25 protein-coding genes and 3 tRNA genes are annotated in these 21717 nt (G+C 69.1%); 15 read left to right on the top strand and 13 right to left on the bottom strand.

The window, feature by feature from the left end; genetic code table 11:
* Positions 1–18 precede the first annotated feature (18 nt).
* The 4 genes from LUM46_RS12955 to LUM46_RS12940 all read left to right on the top strand — a co-directional run bounded on the left by LUM46_RS12955 (position 19) and on the right by LUM46_RS12940 (position 1910).
* Positions 19–468 carry a roadblock/LC7 domain-containing protein gene (locus LUM46_RS12955; RefSeq protein ID WP_020017525.1) on the top strand — a complete coding sequence of 150 codons (450 nt, stop codon included), beginning with the start codon at positions 19–21 and terminating at the stop codon, positions 466–468.
* A 10-nt stretch (positions 469–478) separates the two neighbouring features.
* Complete coding sequence (locus LUM46_RS12950; protein WP_274994436.1) at positions 479–889, top strand: DUF742 domain-containing protein; 411 nt, start codon at positions 479–481, stop codon at positions 887–889.
* A gap of 172 nt (positions 890–1061) precedes the next feature.
* Positions 1062–1700: a GTP-binding protein gene (locus LUM46_RS12945; protein WP_374727013.1), complete on the top strand. Its 639-nt coding sequence runs from the start codon at positions 1062–1064 to the stop codon at positions 1698–1700.
* A 125-nt stretch (positions 1701–1825) separates the two neighbouring features.
* Positions 1826–1910, top strand: a tRNA-Ser gene (locus LUM46_RS12940).
* A 75-nt stretch (positions 1911–1985) separates the two neighbouring features.
* Here LUM46_RS12940 and LUM46_RS12935 read toward each other — a convergent pair.
* Entirely contained in the window at positions 1986–3698 is a 1713-nt protein-coding gene (locus LUM46_RS12935; RefSeq protein WP_274994435.1) for a GMC oxidoreductase, read from the bottom strand.
* Between the two features lie 239 nt (positions 3699–3937).
* Between LUM46_RS12935 and LUM46_RS12930 the strand changes: the two genes are divergently transcribed.
* From LUM46_RS12930 to LUM46_RS12915, 4 genes are all read left to right on the top strand, one after another.
* Positions 3938–4029: transfer RNA gene (locus tag LUM46_RS12930), tRNA-Ser, on the top strand.
* A 209-nt stretch (positions 4030–4238) separates the two neighbouring features.
* Positions 4239–4311, top strand: a tRNA-Arg gene (locus tag LUM46_RS12925).
* Between the two features lie 249 nt (positions 4312–4560).
* The gene (locus LUM46_RS12920; RefSeq protein WP_274994434.1) at positions 4561–4746 is read left to right on the top strand and encodes a hypothetical protein; all 186 of its coding nucleotides are present in this window, start codon (positions 4561–4563) and stop codon (positions 4744–4746) included.
* A gap of 3 nt (positions 4747–4749) precedes the next feature.
* The gene (locus LUM46_RS12915; RefSeq protein WP_274994433.1) at positions 4750–5478 is read left to right on the top strand and encodes a DUF6338 family protein; all 729 of its coding nucleotides are present in this window, start codon (positions 4750–4752) and stop codon (positions 5476–5478) included.
* A 67-nt stretch (positions 5479–5545) separates the two neighbouring features.
* Here the strand turns inward: LUM46_RS12915 and LUM46_RS12910 are convergent, their stop codons facing one another.
* From LUM46_RS12910 to LUM46_RS12855, 12 genes are all read right to left on the bottom strand, one after another.
* Complete coding sequence (locus LUM46_RS12910) at positions 5546–6076, bottom strand: hypothetical protein (RefSeq protein WP_274994431.1); 531 nt, start codon at positions 6074–6076, stop codon at positions 5546–5548.
* 207 nt (positions 6077–6283) lie between these two features.
* On the bottom strand, positions 6284–7456 hold the full coding sequence (locus LUM46_RS12905) for a tyrosine-type recombinase/integrase (RefSeq protein ID WP_274994429.1): 1173 nt from the start codon (positions 7454–7456) through the stop codon (positions 6284–6286).
* On the bottom strand, positions 7453–7689 hold the full coding sequence (locus tag LUM46_RS12900; RefSeq protein ID WP_274994428.1) for a helix-turn-helix domain-containing protein: 237 nt from the start codon (positions 7687–7689) through the stop codon (positions 7453–7455). Before LUM46_RS12900 ends, LUM46_RS12905 begins: the two co-directional genes overlap by 4 nt.
* A 178-nt stretch (positions 7690–7867) precedes the next feature.
* Positions 7868–9151 carry a hypothetical protein gene (locus LUM46_RS12895; RefSeq protein ID WP_274994426.1) on the bottom strand — a complete coding sequence of 428 codons (1284 nt, stop codon included), beginning with the start codon at positions 9149–9151 and terminating at the stop codon, positions 7868–7870.
* Positions 9152–9189: 38 nt separating this feature from the next.
* Positions 9190–10185 (bottom strand): bifunctional DNA primase/polymerase, encoded by a 996-nt coding sequence (locus LUM46_RS12890; RefSeq protein WP_274994425.1) that lies wholly within the window; start codon positions 10183–10185, stop codon positions 9190–9192.
* A gap of 152 nt (positions 10186–10337) precedes the next feature.
* Entirely contained in the window at positions 10338–10712 is a 375-nt protein-coding gene (locus tag LUM46_RS12885; protein WP_274994424.1) for a hypothetical protein, read from the bottom strand.
* A 35-nt stretch (positions 10713–10747) separates the two neighbouring features.
* On the bottom strand, positions 10748–11074 hold the full coding sequence (locus LUM46_RS12880; RefSeq protein ID WP_274994422.1) for a hypothetical protein: 327 nt from the start codon (positions 11072–11074) through the stop codon (positions 10748–10750).
* Between the two features lies 1 nt (position 11075).
* The gene (locus LUM46_RS12875) at positions 11076–12158 is read right to left on the bottom strand and encodes a hypothetical protein (RefSeq protein WP_274994420.1); all 1083 of its coding nucleotides are present in this window, start codon (positions 12156–12158) and stop codon (positions 11076–11078) included.
* 2 nt (positions 12159–12160) lie between these two features.
* On the bottom strand, positions 12161–14380 hold the full coding sequence (locus tag LUM46_RS12870) for an FtsK/SpoIIIE domain-containing protein (RefSeq protein ID WP_274994419.1): 2220 nt from the start codon (positions 14378–14380) through the stop codon (positions 12161–12163).
* Between the two features lie 2 nt (positions 14381–14382).
* The gene (locus LUM46_RS12865) at positions 14383–14589 is read right to left on the bottom strand and encodes a hypothetical protein (RefSeq protein ID WP_274994418.1); all 207 of its coding nucleotides are present in this window, start codon (positions 14587–14589) and stop codon (positions 14383–14385) included.
* A gap of 14 nt (positions 14590–14603) precedes the next feature.
* Entirely contained in the window at positions 14604–14897 is a 294-nt protein-coding gene (locus tag LUM46_RS12860) for a DUF6284 family protein (RefSeq protein ID WP_274994417.1), read from the bottom strand.
* Entirely contained in the window at positions 14897–15124 is a 228-nt protein-coding gene (locus tag LUM46_RS12855) for a hypothetical protein (protein ID WP_274994415.1), read from the bottom strand. Before LUM46_RS12855 ends, LUM46_RS12860 begins: the two co-directional genes overlap by 1 nt.
* A gap of 133 nt (positions 15125–15257) precedes the next feature.
* On the opposite strand from LUM46_RS12855, the gene LUM46_RS12850 reads away from it, so the two are divergent.
* The 7 genes from LUM46_RS12850 to LUM46_RS12820 all read left to right on the top strand — a co-directional run bounded on the left by LUM46_RS12850 (position 15258) and on the right by LUM46_RS12820 (position 21130).
* Positions 15258–16103 carry a GntR family transcriptional regulator gene (locus LUM46_RS12850; RefSeq protein WP_274994414.1) on the top strand — a complete coding sequence of 282 codons (846 nt, stop codon included), beginning with the start codon at positions 15258–15260 and terminating at the stop codon, positions 16101–16103.
* Positions 16100–16783 (top strand): HAD family hydrolase, encoded by a 684-nt coding sequence (locus LUM46_RS12845; protein ID WP_274994413.1) that lies wholly within the window; start codon positions 16100–16102, stop codon positions 16781–16783. Before LUM46_RS12850 ends, LUM46_RS12845 begins: the two co-directional genes overlap by 4 nt.
* 51 nt (positions 16784–16834) lie before the next feature.
* Entirely contained in the window at positions 16835–17110 is a 276-nt protein-coding gene (locus tag LUM46_RS12840) for a hypothetical protein (RefSeq protein WP_274994412.1), read from the top strand.
* 565 nt (positions 17111–17675) lie between these two features.
* A complete protein-coding gene (locus tag LUM46_RS12835; protein ID WP_274994411.1) occupies positions 17676–18470 on the top strand; it encodes an IclR family transcriptional regulator domain-containing protein in 795 nt (264 codons plus the stop codon).
* Between the two features lie 73 nt (positions 18471–18543).
* Positions 18544–19737, top strand: coding sequence for a thiolase family protein (locus tag LUM46_RS12830; protein WP_274994410.1), 1194 nt, complete (start codon positions 18544–18546; stop codon positions 19735–19737).
* Entirely contained in the window at positions 19734–20447 is a 714-nt protein-coding gene (locus tag LUM46_RS12825; RefSeq protein WP_274994409.1) for a 3-oxoacid CoA-transferase subunit A, read from the top strand. The genes LUM46_RS12830 and LUM46_RS12825 overlap by 4 nt, the downstream gene beginning before the upstream one ends.
* Positions 20444–21130: a 3-oxoacid CoA-transferase subunit B gene (locus tag LUM46_RS12820; protein WP_274994407.1), complete on the top strand. Its 687-nt coding sequence runs from the start codon at positions 20444–20446 to the stop codon at positions 21128–21130. The genes LUM46_RS12825 and LUM46_RS12820 overlap by 4 nt, the downstream gene beginning before the upstream one ends.
* Positions 21131–21717: the final 587 nt, after the last annotated feature.

The raw sequence follows: 21717 nt of genomic DNA, 5'->3' as shown, positions 1-21717 counted from the left end.
GACTAGGAGGAACAGAGAGTGACCCTCAGCACCGAAGCAACGAATTTCGGGTGGCTGCTCGACAACTTCGTGCGTACCGTTCCCGGCAGCCGGCACACGCTCGTCGTGTCGGCGGACGGCCTGCTCATGGCGATGTCCGACCAGCTGGACCGCACCAGCGGTGACCAGCTCGCGGCAATCGTTTCGGGTATGTCAAGCCTTACGCGTGGAGCTTCTCGGCAGCTCAACGGCGGTAATGTCCGTCAGGCAATCATCGAGATGGACAACGGCTTCCTTTTCCTGATGAATGTCTCGAACGGGTCTGTGCTCGGCGTGGTGGCGGAAGCTACGTGCGACATCGGTCTTATCGGTTACGAGATGGCTCTCCTGGTGTCGCGCACCGAGGCCACGCTCACGCCGCAGCTGATCTCGGAGATGCGTGGCAGCCTCCCGGTCGACGGGCAGACCCGAGCCGCCAGCGTGGGATGAGGACTCGACCATGACGTACGCACCTTACGGTTCCCAGGGGCAGGGGGACGTCCGTGAGACGTCTACCGTGCGCCCCTACGCGGTCACCGGAGGCCGGGTGCGGTCGGAGCTGTCCGACCTGCCGCTCGAGGCCCTCGTAGAGGTTCTGCCCGGCGCGGTCAGCAGCTTCGGGTTGCCCCCCGAGAAGCGCGCGATCCTCCAGCACGCCGCACACACGTACGTGTCGATCGCCGAGCTCTCGGCCCTTCTGCGGCTGCCCCTGGGTGTCGTCCGGATTCTTGTGGCGGACATGCAGGAGGAAGGGCACGTGACTGTGCACACCTCGACACCGGTTAACGTCCACACAGGCCACGGCAGCTCGAACTCGGGCCTGTCGCTGAGCGTCTTGGAGAGTGTTCTGAATGGCATTTCCGCCCTCTGACGGCGGGGCCCGCAGCGGTCCCAACTGGGCCCCGGTGTCGGGTAACGCCGGCACCGCGACCGCTTCCTCGAGCACGCCTGCGCGCCAGAGCGTGCTGGGTGGCGGCGGCGGTGCTCCGGCGCCTACCGCACAGGCGTCCCGTCCGGCGCAGGCACAGCCCGCACCGCCGGTGATGCAGCAGGCTCCGACCGGCAACGCCGGCGCACAGGCTGCTCCTGGTTCTCAGCCCGCAGCCGAGCGCACCGCGCCCACGGTCGTCAAGATCGTCGTCGCCGGTGGCTTCGCGGTCGGCAAGACGACGTTCATCGGGTCGATCTCCGACGTCGAGCCGCTGAACACCGAGGCGGCCATGACCGAGCACTCGGTCGGCGTCGATGACGCCGGTGGCGTCACGGACCGCAAGACCACCACCACGGTGGCCATGGACTTCGGCCGTGTCGAGCTCCCGGGCAACCTCTGGCTGTACCTGTTCGGCACCCCGGGCCAGGACCGCTTCCTCTTCATGTGGGACGACCTGGTGCGCGGCGCGATCGGCGCCGTCGTCCTGGTCGACACCGACCGCCTGGAGCAGTGCTTCCCGGCGATCGACTACTTCGAGTCGCGCAACATCCCGTTCGTCGTGGGCGTCAACTGCTTCGACGGCGTGGCCAAGCACCGCCTCGAGGACGTGCGCGAAGCACTGCAGATCCCCTCGCACGTCCCGATGCTCTACACGGACGCACGGTCCCGTGCGGCGACCAAGCAGACGCTGATCGCGCTGGTTCAGCTCGCGATGCGTCAGCTCCGCTCCGGCGCACAGGCGCAGGGCTGAGTCACTCTGCAGCATTCCGCGGACGGCGGGCCACCCTGGGGGCGGCCCGCCGTCGCTGTTCCGGCAGGCGTTAGACTGTGTGGCCGCGTCACCGTGCCTGGTGCACTGTGCGTCGCGGCGCACGAGGAGGGCTGACAGAGCGGCCTAATGTGACGGTCTTGAAAACCGTTGTGCGGCAACGCACCGGGGGTTCGAATCCCTCGCCCTCCGCTCGTGGTGAAGACGGCAACGGCTGGAATCCGGATCGGATTCCAGCCGTTGCCGTTCCCGCACTGCTGACGGCGGTCAGGTGATGCCCACGATGGGCAGCCGCAGCGCGGCCGGCGCGGCCTCTGGCACCACGGGTGCGACCGGGCGCACGGGCTGCACGGGGGTGTACGTCGACCCCAGGGCCGGACGGGCGTCCGGCTCGCCGGCGTTGGGCCACAGCGCGCAGGCGCGCTCCGCCTGCGCGGTGATGGTGAGCGACGGGTTCACCCCGAGGTTCGCGGTCACCGCCGAGCCGTCCATGACGTGCAGACCCTCGTGGCCGAACACCCGCAGGTACGGGTCCACGACGCCGCTCTCGGCGTCGGACCCGATGGCGCACCCGCCGAGGATGTGTGCGGTCAGCGGGATGTTGAACGGGTCGCCGATGGTGCCCCCGGCGATGCCGTCGACACCGTCGTCGCCCATCGTGGCGGCGATGCGGCGAACCGCCTCGTGGCCCTCGGGTATCCAGCTCGGGTTGGGGGCGCCGGTGCCCTGCCTGGACGTCATGAACCGGCCGAAGAGCGCGCGCCTGGTGACCGTGGTCAACGAGTTGTCCTGCGCCTGCATGACCAGGGCGATGACTGTCCGCTCCGACCAGCGACGCCAGTCGAGCAGCACGGGAAGCCACTTGAGGTTCTTGCCCATCTCGCCGAACCACCGGACAAACCGGAACGGTCCGCCGTCGACGAGGATGTGCTGGAGCGCGGCCATGACGTTCGAGCCGTGGCCGTAGCGCACCGGCTCGATGTGGGTGCTCTCGCTCGGGTAGAACGACGAGGTGATGGCGACGCCGCGCGAGTAGTCCGTCGTGCCGACCTTGTGGGTCATCGCGCCGAGCAGCGCCTCGGAGTTGGTACGGGTGAGGTGCCCGAGCCGCCTCGACAGCCGCGGCAACGTGCCGGTGTCCTTCATGGCGTGCAGGAGGCGTTGCGTGCCGAGAGTGCCGGCTCCGAACACCACCTGCCGCGCGGTGAACGTCCGTTTGCCCGCCCACTTCTTGCCGGTGCGGTGTGTCCGGACCTCGTAGCCGCCGTCGGGCAGGGGGCGCACGACGCCCGCGGTGGTCAGCGGGTGCACCTGGGCGCCGGCCTGCTCGGCGAGGTAGAGGTAGTTCTTCACCAGGGTGTTCTTGGCGCCGTGCCGGCAGCCCGTCATGCACTCGCCGCACTCGGTGCAGCCGGTGCGCTCGGGGCCCACGCCACCGAAGAAAGGGTCGGCGGCGCACTGCCCAGGGGACGGCGCGTCGGCGCCACCGGGCCCGAAGTACACGCCCACGCGGGTGGGGCGGAACGTGTGCCCGACGCCCATGTCCTCGGCGACACCCCGGATGATCTCGTCGGCGGGTGACCGGCCGTGGTACTGGACGACGCCGAGCATGCGCTCCGCCTGGTCGTAGTACGGGGCGAGCTCGGTCTTCCAGTCGGTGATGTGGGACCAGGCAGGGTCCGCGTAGAACGGGTCGAGCGGCCGGTAGAGGGTGTTGGCGTAGACCAGGGACCCGCCGCCCACGCCCGCGCCCGTCAGGCACAGCACGTTGCGCAGCAGTCGCACGCGCTGGATCCCGTAGCAGCCGAGCGCGGGCGCCCAGAGGAACTGCTTGAGGTGCCAGGAGTTCTTGGCGAACTCGTGGTCCTCGAACCTGCGCCCCGCCTCGAGCACACCGACCCGGTAGCCCTTTTCGGTGAGGCGGAGGGCGGCAACGCTGCCGCCGAAGCCCGACCCGATCACCAAGACGTCGTAGTCCATGACCGCGAATGTACCCGCTATTGACGCTGGGTGAAATACGCCTGCCGATGCTGTCCGGCGGGAGCGGGGGTGCTCCGCCGACCCTGGTCGGCGGTGTCCGCACATGAAAAAATTGGCGGGATGACGGCGATGCGGGCGGGGTTCGGGCGTCGAGAGGCCCTCCACTTTGCTCAGCCCGCCGTACGGCAGGTACCCTGGGCCGCGCGGCAAAACCCCTGCCTCTGCAAGGGCCGTCGCGAGGAGACGTCGCATAGTCAGGTCTAGTGCGCCACCCTGCTAAGGTGGTAACGGGGCAACCCGTTCGAGGGTTCAAATCCCTCCGTCTCCGCCAGGAAGGTCCCGGCCGCGCGTGACGCCCGGGGCCTTTTCTGTGGAAGGCTTCGGAGCATCGGATCGCCCGGTGGCTCGAGCCTTCCGGAGAGCTGTGACGGAGTTCTCCTCGGGAAGCGCGGATTTGAGTTTGGGCCCGCGCCGAACAGGCGGTAATGTTCTCGTCGGTCGGCCGTGTGAACGGCAGGCTGGTAGGAAGTGGTACGACCAGCGCCCGTAGCTCAACGGATAGAGCATCTGACTACGGATCAGAAGGTTGGGGGTTCGAATCCCTCCGGGCGCACATCCGGAACGAGGCCCCGGTCAGCGGAAACGCTGACCGGGGCTTCGTCGTGCAGGGCCTTGAAGGTGTGATCGGCTGTCACTGGCCCCATCCCGTGGCCCAACCGGACTCGGCTCGGCCATGACGCCGCACCAGCGACCGGCAGATAAGTCACCCCAGACCTGGGAGGCCAGTGCCTGGTCGGAGTGAAAACATGAGCTGCACACGCGGGAACAATCTCCCGCGTCCCAACTCATGAGGTGACTCCCGATGAACAAGGACGAAGCGGCAACCAGGGCCGAGGCGGCAGCCAAGCGTGCCGAGGACGCAGCGAAGGTCGTGGTCGAAGAAGCTGCGAAGTTTGACAGGGGTCCGGTCCGCCCGCCGACGGAGATCCGCAATGCCGCCTCGGGCGGCTCCGGCCAGAACCCGGGGAAGTTCGAAGACGAGGTATAGCCGGTGGTCCCTGAGAGCCTGGCCACCGTCTATGCATTCCTGGGGTTGGTGGCACCGGGCCTGCTCTTTCAACTCCTTCGGGAGCGAGCCAGGCCAGCTCTGGAGGAGAGTGCCTTTCGCGAAGCCAGCCGCGTTGCACTCACGAGCCTTGCATTCACCACCGCTTCGATTCTGATCCTCGCGGCGGCCAGCGCGGTCGCGCCGAGGGCTGTCGTCGATCTTGCTGGTTGGTTGGAATCGGGCAGCGAATACGTGAGCGAGCACCTGTGGCTCGTGGTGTCGTCGGTCCTCCTAGAGGTCGGACTCGCATGCGCCTTGGCATGGCTCTCGGCGACCGCGCTAGCGGTGTGGGTGGACGACCAGTCGGTCAAGCACGCCAAGACGAGCATTTGGCACTTGGCGATCCTGGAGTCGAGGCCCAAGGGCGAGGAAACCTGGCTCTCCATTGAGCTCATGGATGGCGTGAAGGTGTGGGGCTACGTCCACTACTTCACGACCGACTTGGCCATGGACAACCGGGAACTCTCGCTTACGGGGCCAGGCCTCTCGATTCAGCGTGTGGGTGAGGAACGGAAGTCGGTGACGGCCACCTACCTAGTGCTACCTGGCTCAGACATTCGCCGGATGAAGGTCTCCTACGAGCCAGCGATGACGACCGAGCCAGGGACCGGGTCGGGGGCGGCGACGACGGAGGAAGGGCCCGAGCCTGAGAAGTCTCGGGAAGCCGTGTAGAGCACGTGCCTTGGCTTCGCCCAGGCGGAATGTCCGGGTCTCGTCACGTCGCCTCGAATCCCTAGCCCTACATGCCGCCAGCACGAGCAATCTGCCTCTGCCTGAGCCAGTACCTTCGCTGCCGTACGCTGCGGGCGACCCAGCGGTATGCCCGCACAGGCAGGAATGGTGGGTCCACGATCTCCACGGCGATCTGCATTGCTTCGTCGTACGTGTTCGAGAACGCGAAGGTCGCCCGTGTGAACGCCTGCGCGTAGTTCTCGTCGGGCGTCACGAGCACATCAGTCACGTAGCCCAGCTCGTCCGTGGCCCGTTCGGCCTCGCGTCTGAGGACGTAGCTGCTCGTCGCGGTGCTCAACCTCCGGAGTGCAGCGCTGACGGTGAACTCTGCCTCCCAAGCCTCGGCCCTGTCGTGCACACGCTCCGCGACGATCGCCATCCAGGCGTCGTGCGCCGCCTCGACGTCACCGATCGCCTTGTGCACGCGCTCTGCCCTGGTGGTGGCTCGCTGATGGCGGGCGGTCATCATCGGCCCGATGGCCGCCGATGCCACACCGACGACGGCACCGATCAGGACGCCCCAGAGTGTCTCGCTCACGACTCACCTCCGCGCTAGAACGTGGCGCGATCGTCCCACGAGGGCACCACCCAGTCGTCCGAACACCGATCAAGTCATTCAATAGCGTCCATCCAGAAACACGCGCCGACCACGCGGGGCTCGACCTGTACCACCTGGAGCGGGTCGCGGGCGGTGCTCGACCAAGGCCGAGCACCGCCCGCGACCCGTAGTACAAGGGGCGCAGGACTAGATGCCGAGGACAGTGTCCATGGCGTCTGCGGCCTCGCGCAGTGTTGTCGGCATGACGTGGCTGTACAGGTCCGTCGTGATGCTCATCTGGGCATGCCCTAGCACTTCCATCACGGTCCTTGGCGCAACACCCTGGCCGAGCAGCATCGACGCGCACGTGTGGCGCAGGTCGTGGAACCGGATCCGGCGGACGCCAGCGCGCTTCTGAAGGCTGTCGAACAGCGTGTTCACGTAGCGCGGCTCGACGTGGTTGCCATCCTGGGTGGTGAACACGAAGTCCAGCTCCCGCCAGCCGTCGCCCGCCGCTGCCCGCTCGCCCCTCTGGGTCGCCTGGTGCTTGACCAGTGTGGCCACGGACTTTTGAGGCAGGGGGATCGTGCGACGGCTACGGCTCGACTTGGGAAGGCCCTTGACGATGCCCTCGCCGTTGCCGAGGCGCTGGAGCGTTGAACGGACTCGCAGAGTCCTGTTCGTGAGGTCCACGTCTGCCCACCGGAGCGCCAGTAGCTCGCCCTTGCGCATCCCGAGGGCGACGCCGACCGAGAATAGTGCGCCCAGCCGGTGTTCCCCTGCCACCTTGAGGAACGTGTCCACCTCCTGCGCTGTCCAGGGCTGGACCTCGTCCCGCGTCACGGTCGGACCTTTCACCAGTGCAGCCACGTTGCGGTGGATCAGCTCGTCGCGCTGGGCTTCGGCCAGCAGGGCGCGGAGCACAGCCCGCGTGAGCTGCACTGTCCGGGCCGACAGTGGCTCACCCGTCTGCCCGTCCTTGCGGGTCCGCCGCCGGGCAGCGGTCGTGGTCATGACCTTGCGGACGTGGTTCGGGGTGAGGGAGGTCAGGCGCACCTTCCCGACGACGTCGTATACGTACTGCTTCAAGATCCACTCGTAGTTCGCAACCGTCGCGGGCTTGCGCTTCTCGTCGTCACGCAGGCGCCGGATCCACTCCTCACCGAACGACCGGACCGTGTGCTTCACCGGAGCGGCGGGAATGTGCCTCTGGGTGAGGGACTGCAGCTCGACGAGCTTCTCCGCGACGGCCTCACGAGTCTTGCCGTATACGGGGCGGCGGACCTTGTTGCCCTCGGGGTTCAGGACGTAGACCCGAGCACGCCACATGCCGTCTGCCCGCTGGTCGATCGAACCTTCTCCGTTTGCGCGCTTGCTCATGTTGCCTCCTGGGCCTCTGCGATGGCGGTGGTGACGTACTCGTTTACGGCCGATACCGGGATGCGACGAGCGCGGCCGATCTTGACGCTCGTGAGTTTGTTGAGGCGGATCAGGTCGAAGACCTGGGTGCGCGAGATGCACAGGGCTTCGGCGGCTTCCTCGACGCGGTACAGCAGGACGGTGACGGTGGGCCTGGCCTCGGAGTAGACCGGCGCTGTTGTGGCGGTAGCCATGACGGTTCTCCCTGGTGTGTTGGGCGAGTGCTGCGGGTCGTGGTCTGAGGGGGTCAGCCCTGGCATGTGCCAGGACTGCCAGGGCTGACCTGCCAAGGCTGGTTTTTGGGGCCTGACCTGGGGTTTCAGACCCGGCACTTCCAGCCTTGGCAGCCCTGGCACATGCCAGGGCTGAGAGTCAGGCCCGCAGGCGGAGCAGAATGCGAGGGCGGCCCTGGTACTCGTCGTCCAGGCGCTCGACCAGGCCGCGTCGGATGAGGCTGTCTACGGCGGCCTCGATGTACTCGCGCAGGTTCTTCCCGAGGGCCGCCCGGACCGTGCTGGCGGGGGTCGGGTCGGTGGTGAGCTTGGCCAGAATCTTGTCTGCCGTGCGGTGCACGGCGGCGTCGTCCTGGTGCTCGTCGAACGCGGCGCGGGCCTCGGCCCGGGCACGTGCGGCCTGGGCAGCTTCGATGCGCAGCGCGTCACGCATCCGGGTCCGGGTGCGGTCGGAGATGTGCATGATGTAGTCCGCGAGCTGCCAGTCACCCTCGGTGACGTCGAGGCGCCGGGCGAGCAGTGCGAGCAGGGAAGCAACCTTGAGTCGGACCAGGGACTGCTGCCCGTTCCCGTCCGTAACTACCTCGCGCAGTCGGTCGAGGCGTTCCTTCCGGAGAATGGCCGTGATCGACGCGGCCACGGTCAGGGGCGTGCGGCGGTGCTCGGTGGCCAGGACCGGGCTGGACCAGGACAGGGGCTCCGGGGCGGGCGGGGTGACGTCGGGCGCGCCTGGGTCGGTGGCGGGCAGCCACAGGAACCGCTGAGGCGTGCCCCCGGCGGCGTCGTCCAGCAGCGGTCCAGCCTTGAGCGGCTGCACCCCAGCCACGAGAGCGGCGCGGTAAGAGTGCGCGGGGACGATCTTGCGTCGCGCCGCGTCGGAGTTCTGGAAGCCCAGCCCTTCCCCGGAGAACATCTTGCGCAGCTCGGACGACGTCGTAGAGGCCTGGCGACCGATGAGGGCGGTGAGGGTGTCAATCTCGGGGACGTCGAACCACACGGAGCGGATAGAGGGGGTGACGTCGCCCTCGCTGTCGGTGTCGATGAGGGTGTGGGAGATGCCCTCACCGGAGCCGAGGGGAAGCTTCTCGATGAGGCGGCCACCGCCCGGCGGTGTCGCGAGGAAGTCCTCGGCGGCGGCGGTGGCGACGCCCTTGCCCGTGCCGGACGGGCCGACCAGGCCCACGAACACGTTCAGCGACGCCACTGCGGAGCGGTCGTTGCCCAAGGGCGGGATGACGACCGAGGGCGGCACGGAGAGCGACACACGGGCCAGCACGCAGCCCAGGACGGCCCAGGGTGAGGCCATGGCGGCGCGGGCGGTCTGGCGGACGGCGGCGAGCTCGGGGCGGGCTTCCCAGAACACCGACTCGGGGTCCAGGTCACCGGACTCTGTGGTGTGGAGGTCGGGGGTCGTGGCGGTCATCAGGTGTCCTCTCTCGGGTCGTCGGTGGTCGGTGGCGGTCATGCGGCGGTGCGGGGCTTGGCGGCCCCGCGACGGAAGCCGGAGCGGATCGTCTGCCACGCCTCGGCCTCGGTGAACGCCCCGGCGGCGATGTGGCCGGCGCACGCGTCCAGCAGGACCCCGGAGGCCTCGGCCTCGGTCAGCGAGCCGCCCGCGACGAGCTCACCGAGGCAGCACGCGGCGATGAACAGGGCGTGGTTGCGCCCGCCCTCGGCTGCCTCTCGGACGTGCTGTGCCTCCTTGGACAGCACCGACCGCAGGTAGGCGGAGTGGTGCGTCACGGGGCGCGGCTCGCGCGGGCCGACCGGTGTGGCCGGACGGGTCGTCAGGCGCTGGACCAGCCAGGCGGGCAGGGGCTCGGGCTGGGTGTCCAGGCCGACCAGGTAGCGCCCGGCGCCGGTCACCGTGGGCGGCGCGACGACGTACCCGCCCGCGCCTCGGGTGTCGATCCATGGCCCGAGGCGCCCGGCGCTGTTGCCCAGCGACTCCGTGAGGTGAGCGGTCGTGAAGTACCGGTGGACGCCGCCGGACGGTGTCTCCACGGTCCAGGTCTCCGGCAGCCCGTCCGGCTCGCCACAGTCCTCGGCAAGAGCGATCAGCACTCCCTCACCCGACGTCGCCTCGCCCCGGAGCTCGACCGCAGGGAGGGCGGCACCGGGCTTGGGGGTGTCGGTGTCGATCACCAGCAGCCCGGAGGGGCCGCACGCGATCCCGATGCCGTACGGGGCGGTGGTCCACGCTCGAGTAATCCGGTCGGGGTTGGTCGTGGCGCGCTGCTCCCACCCGGTGTGTCCGTTGCGGCACCACGGGTCGCGGTGGTCGCAGTCGGCGGCGGCATGGCGCGGCGTCGCCGGTCGCTTGCTGCCCGGGATGAGCGGGAAGACGTGCCAGCCCCGGTTGGCGTACTCCAGGGCGGTCGCCAGTAGCGCGCCCTGGTGGAGCTCGGTCGGCGTGCTGCCCGCGTGCGTGCTGGTCCAGCGTGGTGCTGTGCTCATGACGGGTGCTCCTTCGCGGTGGTCGGCCGGGTGCGGCCTGTTTTTGGCATGGGCGGGGTAGGGGCACGGCGGGTAGCGGTAGCGGCCCGCCGTGCCCTCAGCAGTGCGTGAGGTGGGGGTTTCGGGGTGCGCCGAGAGGGGGCGCTACCCCGCTACTTCGTTGGAATCACGCCGTTTTCGGCGGTAGCGGGGCCGCTACCGGTAGCGGGGCCTGCGCTACCGATCGCCAGGCTCGGCGCCGCCTCGGCGGGGGTGGTGGTGGTGGCTACCTCGGCGGGCATCGGACCGAGGGCGATTCGGGCCATGAGCGAGACCAGCGCAGCGGTGAACGCGATGACCGCGACCACGGCGGCGAGCGAGGCGACCAGGTCCAGCCCGAGGCCCGTGGCGGCGACGGTGAGGCCCATAGCGGCGGCGAACACGGCTCCAGTGCGGCGGACGGCGCGCTCGACGGCGGCCACGAGCTCGCGGGCGTCGCGCACGAGCTCGGCGTACTCGGTCGGGCTGAGGTTGTCGTTGCGGTTCACGGTTCCTCCTGCGAGTGGGCGGGGTGGTGCGGTGGTCAGGCGGCGGTGTGCCAGTGCTCGGGCAGTTCCTCTCCCTCGGTGGCCCAGAGCCGTTCGGCCCAGGCCCGTTCGAATGCCTCGACGGTGAGCCGGGGTGTGGTGGCCCAGAACTCGCGCAGCTCCTGCGAGGCGTACGCGGCGGCGAACGAACCTCCGGCGAGGAACAGCCGTTCCTCACTCACCCCGGCGGCCCGACCCCTGGCGTTGAGCAGCACACCGTTCGTCGAGCGGTACGCGGCGGCGATGTGGGCTTCCAGGTAGTCGCCGTACTCGGACCGCATCGCGGCCCACTCCCGGGCGGCGCGCTGGAAGATCGGGGACATGTCAGGCCTCCACCAGAACCGGCGCGGCGTCCGCCACGGCGGCAGCCATCGCCGGTGCCTCGTCGGGCGTCCGGTCCTGCGTGGTGGCGCGGGCCTCGCGCAGCAGCTTGCGGGCGTAACCGTCGCTCACCTCGTGACCGGCAGCGGCCAGGGCGGCCTGTGCGTCCGGACCGGACGCGTCCGGAGCCTGGTCCAGCAGACCGGACACGATCGCCAGGCGGGCGGACCGGTCCGCCCGGTCAGCACCGGACCGGAGAGCGGACCGACGCGGCTTGGACCGGTTGCCGGACCGGACCGGGGACCGGCGTGCGGTCCGGTCCGGACCGGTCATCGCTTCCAGCTCGGACCGGACCGACTCGGCGGCCTGCGCCTCGTAGTCCGGCTGGACCAGAGTGGCGGTCGGTGCGAGACCGGCGACGCGGGCGTTGGTCTCCAGGTGCATGCGGGCCACGTCGGTCGTGGCGTCCGCGACGGCGGACAGCGACCCGAGCCACGCGGTGGCCTTGGCGCGCATGTCCTCCGGCGGAACCGTCCGCAGCGCGACGGCGCGTGCCCGGCGGCGAGCGGCCTCGGCACGCTGGATGCCCTTGCCGGTCTCGTGGGCGCGGGCGGCGTCCTCGACGGTCAGGAACAGGCGGTGCATCCGGGCATCGGCCCGCATCTGCGCCCAGGACCGCCCGGCGGCGAGGTGGCGGTCACCCAGGAGGACCAGGTGCCACAGTCCGGCGGCCAGGACCGGCGCGGCGATGCGGAACAGGGCCGCGCCGATGCCGTGTCCGGCGTCCAGCTCGTGCCACGCGGCCAGGAACCCGGACGCTCCAGCGAGCATCCACGTGAACGTGAGCAGAGTGCCGGCGGGGCGGCCATCCTTGATGGCCTCGCGGGCCAGCAGCGCCACGGTGAGCTGTGCCAGCTCGAAGATGCCCGCGAACGCGAGGGCGGTTCCGACCGACCAGCCCAGCATGTCCAGGCCGAACTGGTACATGCCCTCGTAGGCCACGGCGGTGCACAGCAGCGCGACCGTGACGGCGAGCGTCAGGACCAGGCGGCGGGAGCCGCCAGGCGTGGTGTGTGTGGTGCTCATGGTCAGTCCTCCTCGGTGGTGGTGTCGGGCAGTGCGATGACGTCGCCAACGGCCTTGACGACCTCGGCGCGCACGAGGCCCTTGCGGACGTTGTTGGCGCCGGTGCCGTGCTTGACGTTCTTGGCGGTGACGCCGTGGCGCTTGGCGGCGGCGTTGACCTGTGCGGCGTCCCAGCCCGTGTAGAGGGTGGGCTTGTGCTCGGCCAGGCGGGCGGCCAGCTCGTCGGACCAGATCTTCCCGTTGGCCCACTCGGGGTCGTTCTCGGGCCACACGGCGAGCAGGTGGTCCAGCACGGTGGAGTGGTCCAGGTCGGCGGGGATGTCCCCAGCGGCCATGCCCGTCAGCAGGCCCTTGGCCTCACGGATGACGCGGGAGCGCTCGACGATCTTGTCCGAGGCGGCCCCGTCCACGCTGGCACCCCGCACGAGCTGCGGGTCCGCCTTCTCCCCCGCCATGAGCGCGACGCCCTTGGCCTCGGGGTCAAGGTCCGTGGCGCGGTGCCCTGCCCGGTACATCGACGTGCCGAGGACCATGTCGTTGGTGGTCTGGTCACCGACCCGCAGGCAGATACGGATGCTGATCAGCGCCGAAATGGCCGTGGGGATCGCGTCCTTGTTCGGGCGCTGCGTGGCCAGGATGAGCTGGATGGCCAGGGCACGGCCCAGGCGGGTGATGTCCTCGACCAGGTCGGCAATCTCCCCGCCGTAGGTCGGGTCCTTGAACGCGAGCTGGCTCTCGTCGATGACGAACAGCAGCGGCTTGATGCCGTACCGGTTGGCCAGCTCGTCGGTGACCTTGGACTCGGGCACCTGGTCACGCGGCAGCGAGCGGATGAACGCGGACCGGCGGCGCACCTCCTCGCGGACGTTGCGCAGGTCGTCCCGCAGTGCCTTGAAGTCCGAGGGGTCGTCACCGGACTGGCACACGTGGGCTACGGGCTTGAACGCCAGCAGGTCACCGGTGCCCTTGAGCTCGTGAATGTGCAGCTCGGTACGCGGGTCGAGCATCGCGCCCAGGATCAGGACGCGGAGCAGGTAGGTCTTGCCCATGCCGGGCAGGCCACCGACGACGACGTTGTTGTACATGAGGTTCACCGAGACCTGGCGGCCACGCTGGTCCTCACCGATCGGGAAGGGCTCGAACACGTTGGTCTCGCCCTTGTTGCGCAGCTTCCACTCGACGTCGCGACGCTCGGAGAGCGCCTTGTCCGCGATGTAGAGGTTCAGGCGCCCGGGGTTGGCCTTGTGGTTGTTCTCCGGCCACACGGTGTCGAGCGGGCGGCGCAGCGCGGAGGCCAGGCGGTCCTTGCGCTCGATCACCATGGCCGTGGTCGCCCCGGGCACGAGGTCAACGTGAATCTCGACGCCGCCCGTGGTGGGGAAGATCCGCAGGACCTTGTTCTCGGCGCGGCCCGCCTTGACCTCGCCCATGGAACCGAGACCGAGGGTGAGCAGGGCGTCCGAGACGACGTCCACCGTGAGCTTGGGGACCTCGCCCTCGTGCGCCTCGACGATGGGCGCCTCGACGCGCTTGGTGCCGATCACACCGAACGCGGTCACGGCGGCCGTACCGACCGCCACGGCGGCGGCGGTCAGGCCCTCGGAGCCGGTGTAGGTGTGCAGGGTCACCCCGGCGACACCGGACGTGAACCCAGCAGCCGCGAGGCCACCGAGGCGGGCGCGGACGCCGTCAGCGTGCTCCTTGCGGAGCGTCTTCCACTCTGCAGTGCCGCGCACACTGGCCATGAGGGCGGCGCGGGTGGCTTTGTTCTCGGCGTCGGTCACCCACCGGGCCAGGTCCCGCACGCACACACCCAGGCCGACCCCGGCGCGGACCAGGAACTTGGGCAGGTACACGAACGGCAGGCGCAGCCCGTGGTGACCGACCCACGAGGCCACGAACTTGGACTCGCGCTGCACGGCGGCGAGGAACACCTCGGGCGACTTGGCCCACTGGGGCAGCACCGTCAGGGGCTCGTGGTCCCCGCGGTGCACGACCACACGCGGCGCACGCGGCGCCGCGTCGGCCTCGGGAACGCTCGGGGCGTCGATGACCTCGCCGGTAAGCGCGTTGTCCTCGTCCGGCTGGACCAGAGCAGCGCCCTGGTCCAGCCGCTTGGTCGCGGTCTCGTCGCCGGTCAGCTGCATCCAGGCTTCGAGCTCGGCGGCGCCGGGCAGCCCGTCATCCGGGGTGCTGGGCATGTGCTCGTTCGGGGTGGTCATGGTCAGCCCTCCACCATGTTGTTGGCGCCCGAGAACATGTTGACGAGTAGCTCGTTCAGGGCCTCGGTGCCCCACATGCCGAACGACGTGGACGCCAGCGCCAGGCCCACGCACACACCGAGCAGCAGCCCGCCGATCTTGACTTTGAGGTACTTCACGGCGATCCAGGCGGCGATGAGCAGGACGACCAGCAGGGAAACGTTGATCATGGCGAAGCTCCTTGTCAGGCGGTGCGGGTGGCGGGACGGATGACGACCCGGCGGGCCGTCGAGAGCGGGCTACCGGCGGAGTACACCGGGGCCGTGGTGGTGCGGTTCGTGCGGAGCACGACGTTGAGGCGGGTGACCGCCCGGCGGTGCGCCTTGATCGCGAGCTCGTCCGGCGAGCTGGCGAGGCGGCACTCGGCGGTGACGACGTCGAGCTCGGCGGCGATGACCGGTGCCTCGGCGTCGATGGCGGCGAGCTCGGCGGGCGTGGGCTCGTCGTCGAACGCGGCAAGGGCGGTGTAGGTGCTCATCAGTTCTCCTCCGTTGCGGTGGTTCCGCGCTCGGCGGCTATGGCGGCGTTGTGGACAGTGCGGACGCGCTTGCGCATGCCCCCGACCTCGGCCCGCATTCGCGCCACGGCCCGGGCGTCCTCGGCCAGGCCGGACGCGACGAGCAGCCGCCCGGCCTTGGCCAGGCCCTCGGACAGCGCCAGCAGCAGCCGCCTTGCGGCGGCCAGGTCCTCAGTTCTCCGTGCCATCTCGTCTCCTTAGAGTGGACTAGCTTGGCTAGCCATCTGATCGTGACAGGAGACTTGCACAGGCTGGCTAGCCATGTCAACAGATAGATCAAAGTTGGCTGACTTGGCTGTCCAAGCGGGTACCGTTGAGGGCATGAGCCTCGACCCTGACGACCCGCGCCCGCCCTACCAGCAAGTCGCGGCAGCGCTCCGCGCCGCGATCCTCACGCGCACCATCGCGCCCGGCGACAAGCTCCCGTCTCAGAACGAGCTGGCGAAGCGCTACGGCGTCGCGCGCATGACCGTCCAGCAGGCGCTACGCATCCTTAAGGACGACGGCCTCGTCATCTCGCGCCAGGGGAGCGGGATGTACGCACGTGAGCGGACGGAGCGCCCCGTTGGACTCCGGCCGCACCTCGAAAAGGCATTCGAGGCAGACGACGTCAGCATCGACTTCGTCGGCTACACGGCCGAGACCCTTCACGGAGCGATCGCGGAGCCGCTCGACAAGATCCGGACCGGCCGACTCGCACCCAAGTCGATCCGCATCCGACTGCTGGTGTCAGACATGGGGCAACCGCTCGCGCTGCCCGCCGCAGAGAGCGGCGACGTTGACGACAGCGCCCGCGCCCGTCAACGGATGGCAGACATCGGTACCCGACACATCAGCGCCGTTCGAGATTCGGTGCTGGAGCTCGCGGACCTCGAACTCGTCCCGACCGTCACGGTCGAGACCCGCTCGTTCGGCTCCGCGCCCGTGTTCAAGGCATACGTCATCAACGGCGACGTCGCCTTCTTCGGCTTCTACCCCGTGGTCACACACGACGTCAGGGTCAGCGGGGACAAGCTCAGCATTTTTGACCCGATGGGCAAGGACGCTGTCCTCTTCCACTACACCGACGACGGAGACCCCGAGTCCATCGAATCAACCTTCGTCGTGCAGGTCCGAGAGTGGTTCGACAGCGTCTGGAACAGCGTGGCAACGGAGTTGACGCCGTGATCGATGCCGCACAACTCCTCAATGAGTCCGCCGCCGTACTTCTCGACTTCGACGGCCCGGTCACCCCGCTCATGCCTGCGCCGGCCAACATGTACGCCGCAGACGCTGCCCGTGAAGCGCTCAAAGCTCATGGATTTACGCCCCCCGGCGAGCTCGCCAAGACATCGGACCACCTCGCACTGGTCCGATGGGCAGGCGTCCACGCACCCGACGCGCTCGCCGATGTGGACGACGCCTGCACGATCGCGGAAATGGGCTCAGCGCGGACGTGCATCCCAACCCCGGGTGCGCACGCGCTCCTCGCTGCTCTCTACGCCGCAAAGACCCCGGTGGTCGTCGTGAGTAACAACGACGCATCCGCGATTCACAACTACCTCCAGCGGCACGAGCTCACGGCGTACGTACGCGACGTCATCGGACGCCCCTTCATGCGCCCGGACCTCATGAAGCCCCACCCGCACACGGTCGAGCTGGCCTTGGCGGCCGTGGCGTCTAGTGCCTCCCGCACAGTTCTGATCGGAGACTCCGTGTCTGACATCGAGGTCGCTAGAGCGACCGGCGTGCACTCCATCGGCTACGCCAAGACGAAGCAGCGGGGGACCGAGCTGCACGAAGCGGGTGCCGACGCTGTCACCGACAGCATCGTCAGCCTTGTGGCAAACGTAGGTCCGAACCGCTAGGTGGCGCCGCCCCTCCGATGCATGGGCTGCTCATGTAGCTAGGCTCTCGATGTGCAGACTTCACTGATCATCGTGCTGATCGTCGCGGCTGCCGTGTTGCCGATCATCGGGTTCGGGCGGCTGCTCTGGCGCATCCAGTCCCGACTCAATGAAGCCAAGCGAACAATCGAACGGCGTGGTCATAGCTCGACGGCCTATGAAGACATGCTCTACGACATCAGAGAGCCGCTGCATGCTGAACGCCGCTCCCTGCTCTGGGACATCGGCTTCGTTGGCACCGGCCTGGTGGCTGGCGCGGTCGCGAGCATCTGGTCGCTATTTCTGTAGCCACACAACTCCACTGGCCCCATTCACTGGCCCAACCCAGTCAGTCAGCCCCGGACGTAACCGAACGATGGCGGACGCGGCGGCAGTCCTGGGCAAGCCGCCTTCCTGGTGAATCTCGATCCGGACGCATCTACGGATCAGAAGGTTGGGGGTTCGAATCCCTCCGGGCGCACATCAGGCACGAAGCCCCGGTCAGCGGAAACGCTGGCCGGGGCTTCGTCGTTGCGGGGACCCGACCGCAGCGGCTGCTTCCCACAGTGCTCCTCGTGGCGCAGCCAGGCGGGCGGCGAGCAGATCCCGATGTGGTCACGGTTGTGACCCAGACCACTCGACTGTTGACCTGGCCTGCGGCTCTCGCTACGTTCACGTGCGGCACACCCGTTCGGAGTACAACCAGGGCCGACGTCGGAGCTCAACGATGCGTTCCGACGTAGGCCCCGGGGAAGATCCGGGCGGGCGTGCTGCCCAGGTGACGCACCCCCGGTCGCACATGTGCGAGCTGGAGCGGCCGGAGACCCGGTCGAGGATGCGAAGCGGACACGCGCACTGGCAGGGAGGAACTCGGATGAGCGAGATCGTTCAGGACGCCGGCGCTCGGTCCGGTGAGTTCGTGCAGTCCCTGGAACGTGGCCTGGCAGTGATCCGCGCGTTCGGCACGGATCGCGCTCGGATGACGCTGAGCGAGGTCGCCCGCGAGGCCGAGCTGAGCCGGGCGTCCGCACGGCGCTTCCTGCACACCCTGGTGGAGCTCGGGTACGTCGTGACCGACGGGCGCGTGTTCGCACTGCGGCCCCAGGTGCTGGAGCTCGGGTACGCGTACCTGTCGAGCCTGTCGTTGCCCGAGGTGGCTCAGCCTCACCTGGAGCAGCTGGTGGAGGAGGTCGGTGAGTCGTCGTCGGTGGCGGTGCTCGACGGCGCCGACATCGTTTACGTCGCCCGGGTGGCGACCCGCCGCATCATGTCCGCGGCGATCCAGGTCGGCACCAGATTTCCGGCAGCCGCCACGTCGATGGGCCGTGCCGTCCTGGCGCACGTACCGGACGGTGAACGCGAGGCCTTCCTCGCGGCCACCACCCTGGCTCCGCTCACCTCCCGCACGATCACGGACAAGGGCGAGCTGCGTGCGGAGCTGGGCACGGTCAAGGAGCAGGGCTGGGCGCTCGTCGACCAGGAGCTGGAGGAGGGTTTGCGGTCGATCGCCGCTCCGCTGCGCGACGGGACCGGCCGGGTCGTCGCCGCCGTGAACGTCTCCGCGCCCGTCCGCAGAGGGCCTGTCGAGGAGATGACCTCCGAGTTCGTCCCGGCACTGCTCCGTGCTGCCCGCGAGATCGAGGCGGACCTGTCCCGCACCCGGACCTGAGCCCCGGCTGCTAGCGTGAGTGTGCGCCTATGGAACTGATGTGCGCACAGCGAACAGGCAGGGGTCTGGATCGATGAGACACGCATACGTCTACGACGCGGTGCGCACCCCCTTCGGCCGGTACGGGGGTGCTCTGGCGGAGGTACGCCCGGACGATCTCGCCGCTTTCGTCGTGGCGGAGCAGACACGCCGGGCTCCCGAGCTCGACCCCGCCCGGATCGACGACGTGATCCTGGGCAACGCGAACGGCGCCGGTGAGGAGAACCGGAACGTGGCACGCATGGCGGTGCTGCTGGCCGGACTGCCGGTCACGGTTCCCGGGGCCACGGTGAACCGACTGTGCGGCTCGTCGCTCGAGGCCGTCGTCCAGGCGGCCCGCGCCGTGGAGTCGGGCGACGCCGAGGTCGTCGTCACGGGCGGGGTCGAGTCGATGAGCCGCGCACCCTGGGTCCTGCCCAAGCCGGGGCGTGCCTATCCGGCGGGAAGCGCAGAGCTCGTCTCCACGACGCTGGGCTGGCGCCTGATCAACGAGCGGATGCAACCGGACTGGACCGTCTCCCTCGGCGAGGGGACGGAGCGCCTGCGCGAGAGATACGGCGTCACGCGAGAGCGTCAGGACGAGTTCGCCCTGCGCAGCCACCGGCTGGCGCACGAGGCATGGGAGGCAGGTCGGTACGACGACCTGGTCACCGCGCTGCCTGACACCGACCTGCGCCGGGACGAGCCCGTCCGTCCGGGCGGCACGCTGGAGAAGCTGGCCGCGCTGAAGCCGTCGTTCCGTGCCGAGGGAGGCACCATCACCGCGGGGAACGCCTCCCCGCTGACGGACGGCGCCAGCGCCGCCCTGATCGGCTCGGAGGCGGCCGCCGGCCACACCGGCCTGGAACCGCTCGCCCGCATCGCGGGCCGTGCGTCGGTCGCCAACGAACCGCAGTACTTCGGGTACGCCCCGGTCGAGGCCGTCGACCGGGCTCTGGCGAAGAGCGGCATCACCTGGTCCGACGTCGGCGCCGTGGAGCTCAACGAGGCGTTCGCGGCGCAGTCGCTCGTCTGCGTCGACGCCTGGGGCGTGGATCTCGACCTCGTCAACGCATGGGGCGGTGCGACGGCGCTCGGCCATCCGTTGGGCGCGTCAGGCACCCGGATCCTGGGAACGCTCGCCCGCCGGCTGGTCGCGGAGAACCAACGCTGGGGCGTCGCGGCGATCTGTATCGGCGTCGGACAGGGGATGGCCGTGGTGCTCGAGAACGTCCGAGCCGCAACATGACCGTCCAGCTCCCGCAGACCGCGCTCGACGCCGTGGGCGGCGTCGCCGACGGGTCGACCGTGATGATCGGTGGGTTCGGGCCTGCCGGGCAGCCGGTCGAGCTCATCGAGGCGCTCCTGGAACAGGGGGCGGGCGATCTCGTCGTCGTCTCCAACAACGCGGGTAACGGGGAGGACGCCCTGGCACGGTTGATCCACCGCGGACGCGTCCGCCGCATCGTGTGCTCCTTTCCCCGCCAGCTGGACTCGTGGCACTTCGACGAGGCCTACCGCGCGGGCCGGATCGAGCTCGAGCTGGTCCCTCAGGGCAATCTGGCCGAGCGCATCCGCGCGGCCGGCGCGGGCCTGGGCGGCTTCTTCACACCGACCGGCTATGGCACCCCGCTGGCCGAGGGCAAGGAGACACGCGTGGTCGACGGCGTCCCGATGGTCTTCGAGTCGCCGCTCCGCGCCGATCTCGCCCTCGTCAAGGCATTCCGGGCCGACGCTGCGGGCAACCTGGTCTACCGCAAGACGGCAAGGAACTTCGGGCCGATCATGGCCACCGCCGCGCACCGAACGGTCGTGCAGGTGACGGAGGTGCTGCCCATCGGATCGATCGACCCCGAGACAGTGGTGACCCCTGGTATCTATGTCGACGCGGTGGTGCCGATCGACAGCGCGACAGTGCTCGCGGGCGCACAGCCTTCGGAGCGAGGAGCCATGTCATGAGCGCGGAGACGATGCCGACGGGAGCGCGCGGTACGACGCCGCTGTCCACCGCGCAGATGGCGGCCCGCGTGGCTGCGGACATCCGGCCCGGCTCGTACGTGAACCTGGGTATCGGCCTGCCGACGCTGGTGGCCGACCATCTGCCCGCCGGCTCGGGCATCACCCTGCACACGGAGAACGGGTTGCTCGGCATGGGCCCCTCGCCCGGGGCGGACCTCGTGGACCCGGAGCTGATCAACGCGGGCAAGGTCCCCGTGACCGAGCTCGCCGGCGCCTCGTACTTCCACCAGGCGGACTCGTTCGCGATGATGCGCGGCGGCCACATCGACGTCTGCGTGCTGGGCGCGTTCCAGGTGTCGACGTCGGGCGACCTCGCGAACTGGTCCACCGGCCGGCCCGGCGCCGTGCCGGCCGTCGGGGGCGCGATGGATCTGGCGGTGGGTGCCAAGCGGAGCGTGGTCATGATGAGGCTGCTGACCAAGGACGGTCGGCCCAAGCTCCTCCGCGAGTGCACCCTCCCGCTCACCGGGGTCGGCTGCGTGTCCCGGATCTACAGCGACGTCGCGGTGATCGACGTCGGTCCAGCGTCCGACGGCGAGGCGGTCCTCGTCGAGTCGTACGGCGTCGCGCACCGGGAGCTCGAGGAGATGCTGGGCCTGAGCCTGGCCTCCGTCTCGGTCTAGGAGCGGTGCTGCGTCGGCCGGTTCGCCGGGATGACGAAATCTGAACCAAAGATTACGCAGACATGGCCGACGAGGGCAGTTCTTGGTCCGGTCCCGGCTGATCTGCCGCACCAGGGCGCGTCAGAGGCCGTCTGGCAGGGCTTCGCACCCCTCGGACCTGATGCCCTCTTGGAAAAACAGCCGGTGAACAGCACCTCTGTGTCCGCCGTCACCGCCCTCGGCTTTGACGCACCCCAGCACCTGACGTACTGTTCTGGATGTCAGCCCGACGGGCCGACGGACACGGGGCCGGAAACGGCCCGGGTGGCCGCGCCGGGGCTGGATCCCATCTCTGATGCAGGGCAGTTCACATCGCCCTGCGGGATATCAGATGTGGATCCTCTCGTGCAGAGCATGCAGGTCCATCAGGACCAGCAAGTTTGCGAGGCGGGTTCGGGTCTGGTAAGTTGAAGAGGTTGCCCCGGATGGGGCCAGCATCCACAGGATGATGGTTCTGACGGTGTGCGTCGGTTGTTTGAGAACTCAACAGTGTGCTTGATAGTCAATGCCAAAGTTTTAACCCTTGTCGGGTGTGGCTTCGCTGACCG

Source organism: Promicromonospora iranensis (assembly GCF_028994805.1).
In the GTDB taxonomy this organism is placed as follows: domain Bacteria; phylum Actinomycetota; class Actinomycetes; order Actinomycetales; family Cellulomonadaceae; genus Promicromonospora; species Promicromonospora iranensis.
Note: the sequence above shows the minus strand (reverse complement) of the source record. Positions and strands in the feature narration are given on the sequence as shown.

Excerpts from the sequence above, each read along its gene's own strand:
- LUM46_RS12895 (WP_274994426.1), bottom strand. The coding sequence starts at position 9,151 with ATGACCGCCACGACCCCCGACCTCCACACCACAGAGTCCGGTGACCTG.
- LUM46_RS12855 (WP_274994415.1), bottom strand. The coding sequence starts at position 15,124 with ATGGCACGGAGAACTGAGGACCTGGCCGCCGCAAGGCGGCTGCTGCTG.
- LUM46_RS12890 (WP_274994425.1), bottom strand. The coding sequence starts at position 10,185 with ATGAGCACAGCACCACGCTGGACCAGCACGCACGCGGGCAGCACGCCG.
- LUM46_RS12825 (WP_274994409.1), top strand. The coding sequence starts at position 19,734 with ATGACCGTCCAGCTCCCGCAGACCGCGCTCGACGCCGTGGGCGGCGTC.
- LUM46_RS12820 (WP_274994407.1), top strand. The coding sequence starts at position 20,444 with ATGAGCGCGGAGACGATGCCGACGGGAGCGCGCGGTACGACGCCGCTG.
- LUM46_RS12900 (WP_274994428.1), bottom strand. The coding sequence starts at position 7,689 with ATGGCTACCGCCACAACAGCGCCGGTCTACTCCGAGGCCAGGCCCACC.
- LUM46_RS12950 (WP_274994436.1), top strand. The coding sequence starts at position 479 with ATGACGTACGCACCTTACGGTTCCCAGGGGCAGGGGGACGTCCGTGAG.
- LUM46_RS12835 (WP_274994411.1), top strand. The coding sequence starts at position 17,676 with ATGAGCGAGATCGTTCAGGACGCCGGCGCTCGGTCCGGTGAGTTCGTG.
- LUM46_RS12875 (WP_274994420.1), bottom strand. The coding sequence starts at position 12,158 with ATGAGCACCACACACACCACGCCTGGCGGCTCCCGCCGCCTGGTCCTG.
- LUM46_RS12880 (WP_274994422.1), bottom strand. The coding sequence starts at position 11,074 with ATGTCCCCGATCTTCCAGCGCGCCGCCCGGGAGTGGGCCGCGATGCGG.
- LUM46_RS12945 (WP_374727013.1), top strand. The coding sequence starts at position 1,062 with ATGCAGCAGGCTCCGACCGGCAACGCCGGCGCACAGGCTGCTCCTGGT.
- LUM46_RS12870 (WP_274994419.1), bottom strand. The coding sequence starts at position 14,380 with ATGACCACCCCGAACGAGCACATGCCCAGCACCCCGGATGACGGGCTG.
- LUM46_RS12920 (WP_274994434.1), top strand. The coding sequence starts at position 4,561 with ATGAACAAGGACGAAGCGGCAACCAGGGCCGAGGCGGCAGCCAAGCGT.
- LUM46_RS12860 (WP_274994417.1), bottom strand. The coding sequence starts at position 14,897 with ATGAGCACCTACACCGCCCTTGCCGCGTTCGACGACGAGCCCACGCCC.
- LUM46_RS12905 (WP_274994429.1), bottom strand. The coding sequence starts at position 7,456 with ATGAGCAAGCGCGCAAACGGAGAAGGTTCGATCGACCAGCGGGCAGAC.
- LUM46_RS12935 (WP_274994435.1), bottom strand. The coding sequence starts at position 3,698 with ATGGACTACGACGTCTTGGTGATCGGGTCGGGCTTCGGCGGCAGCGTT.
- LUM46_RS12830 (WP_274994410.1), top strand. The coding sequence starts at position 18,544 with ATGAGACACGCATACGTCTACGACGCGGTGCGCACCCCCTTCGGCCGG.
- LUM46_RS12850 (WP_274994414.1), top strand. The coding sequence starts at position 15,258 with ATGAGCCTCGACCCTGACGACCCGCGCCCGCCCTACCAGCAAGTCGCG.
- LUM46_RS12865 (WP_274994418.1), bottom strand. The coding sequence starts at position 14,589 with ATGATCAACGTTTCCCTGCTGGTCGTCCTGCTCATCGCCGCCTGGATC.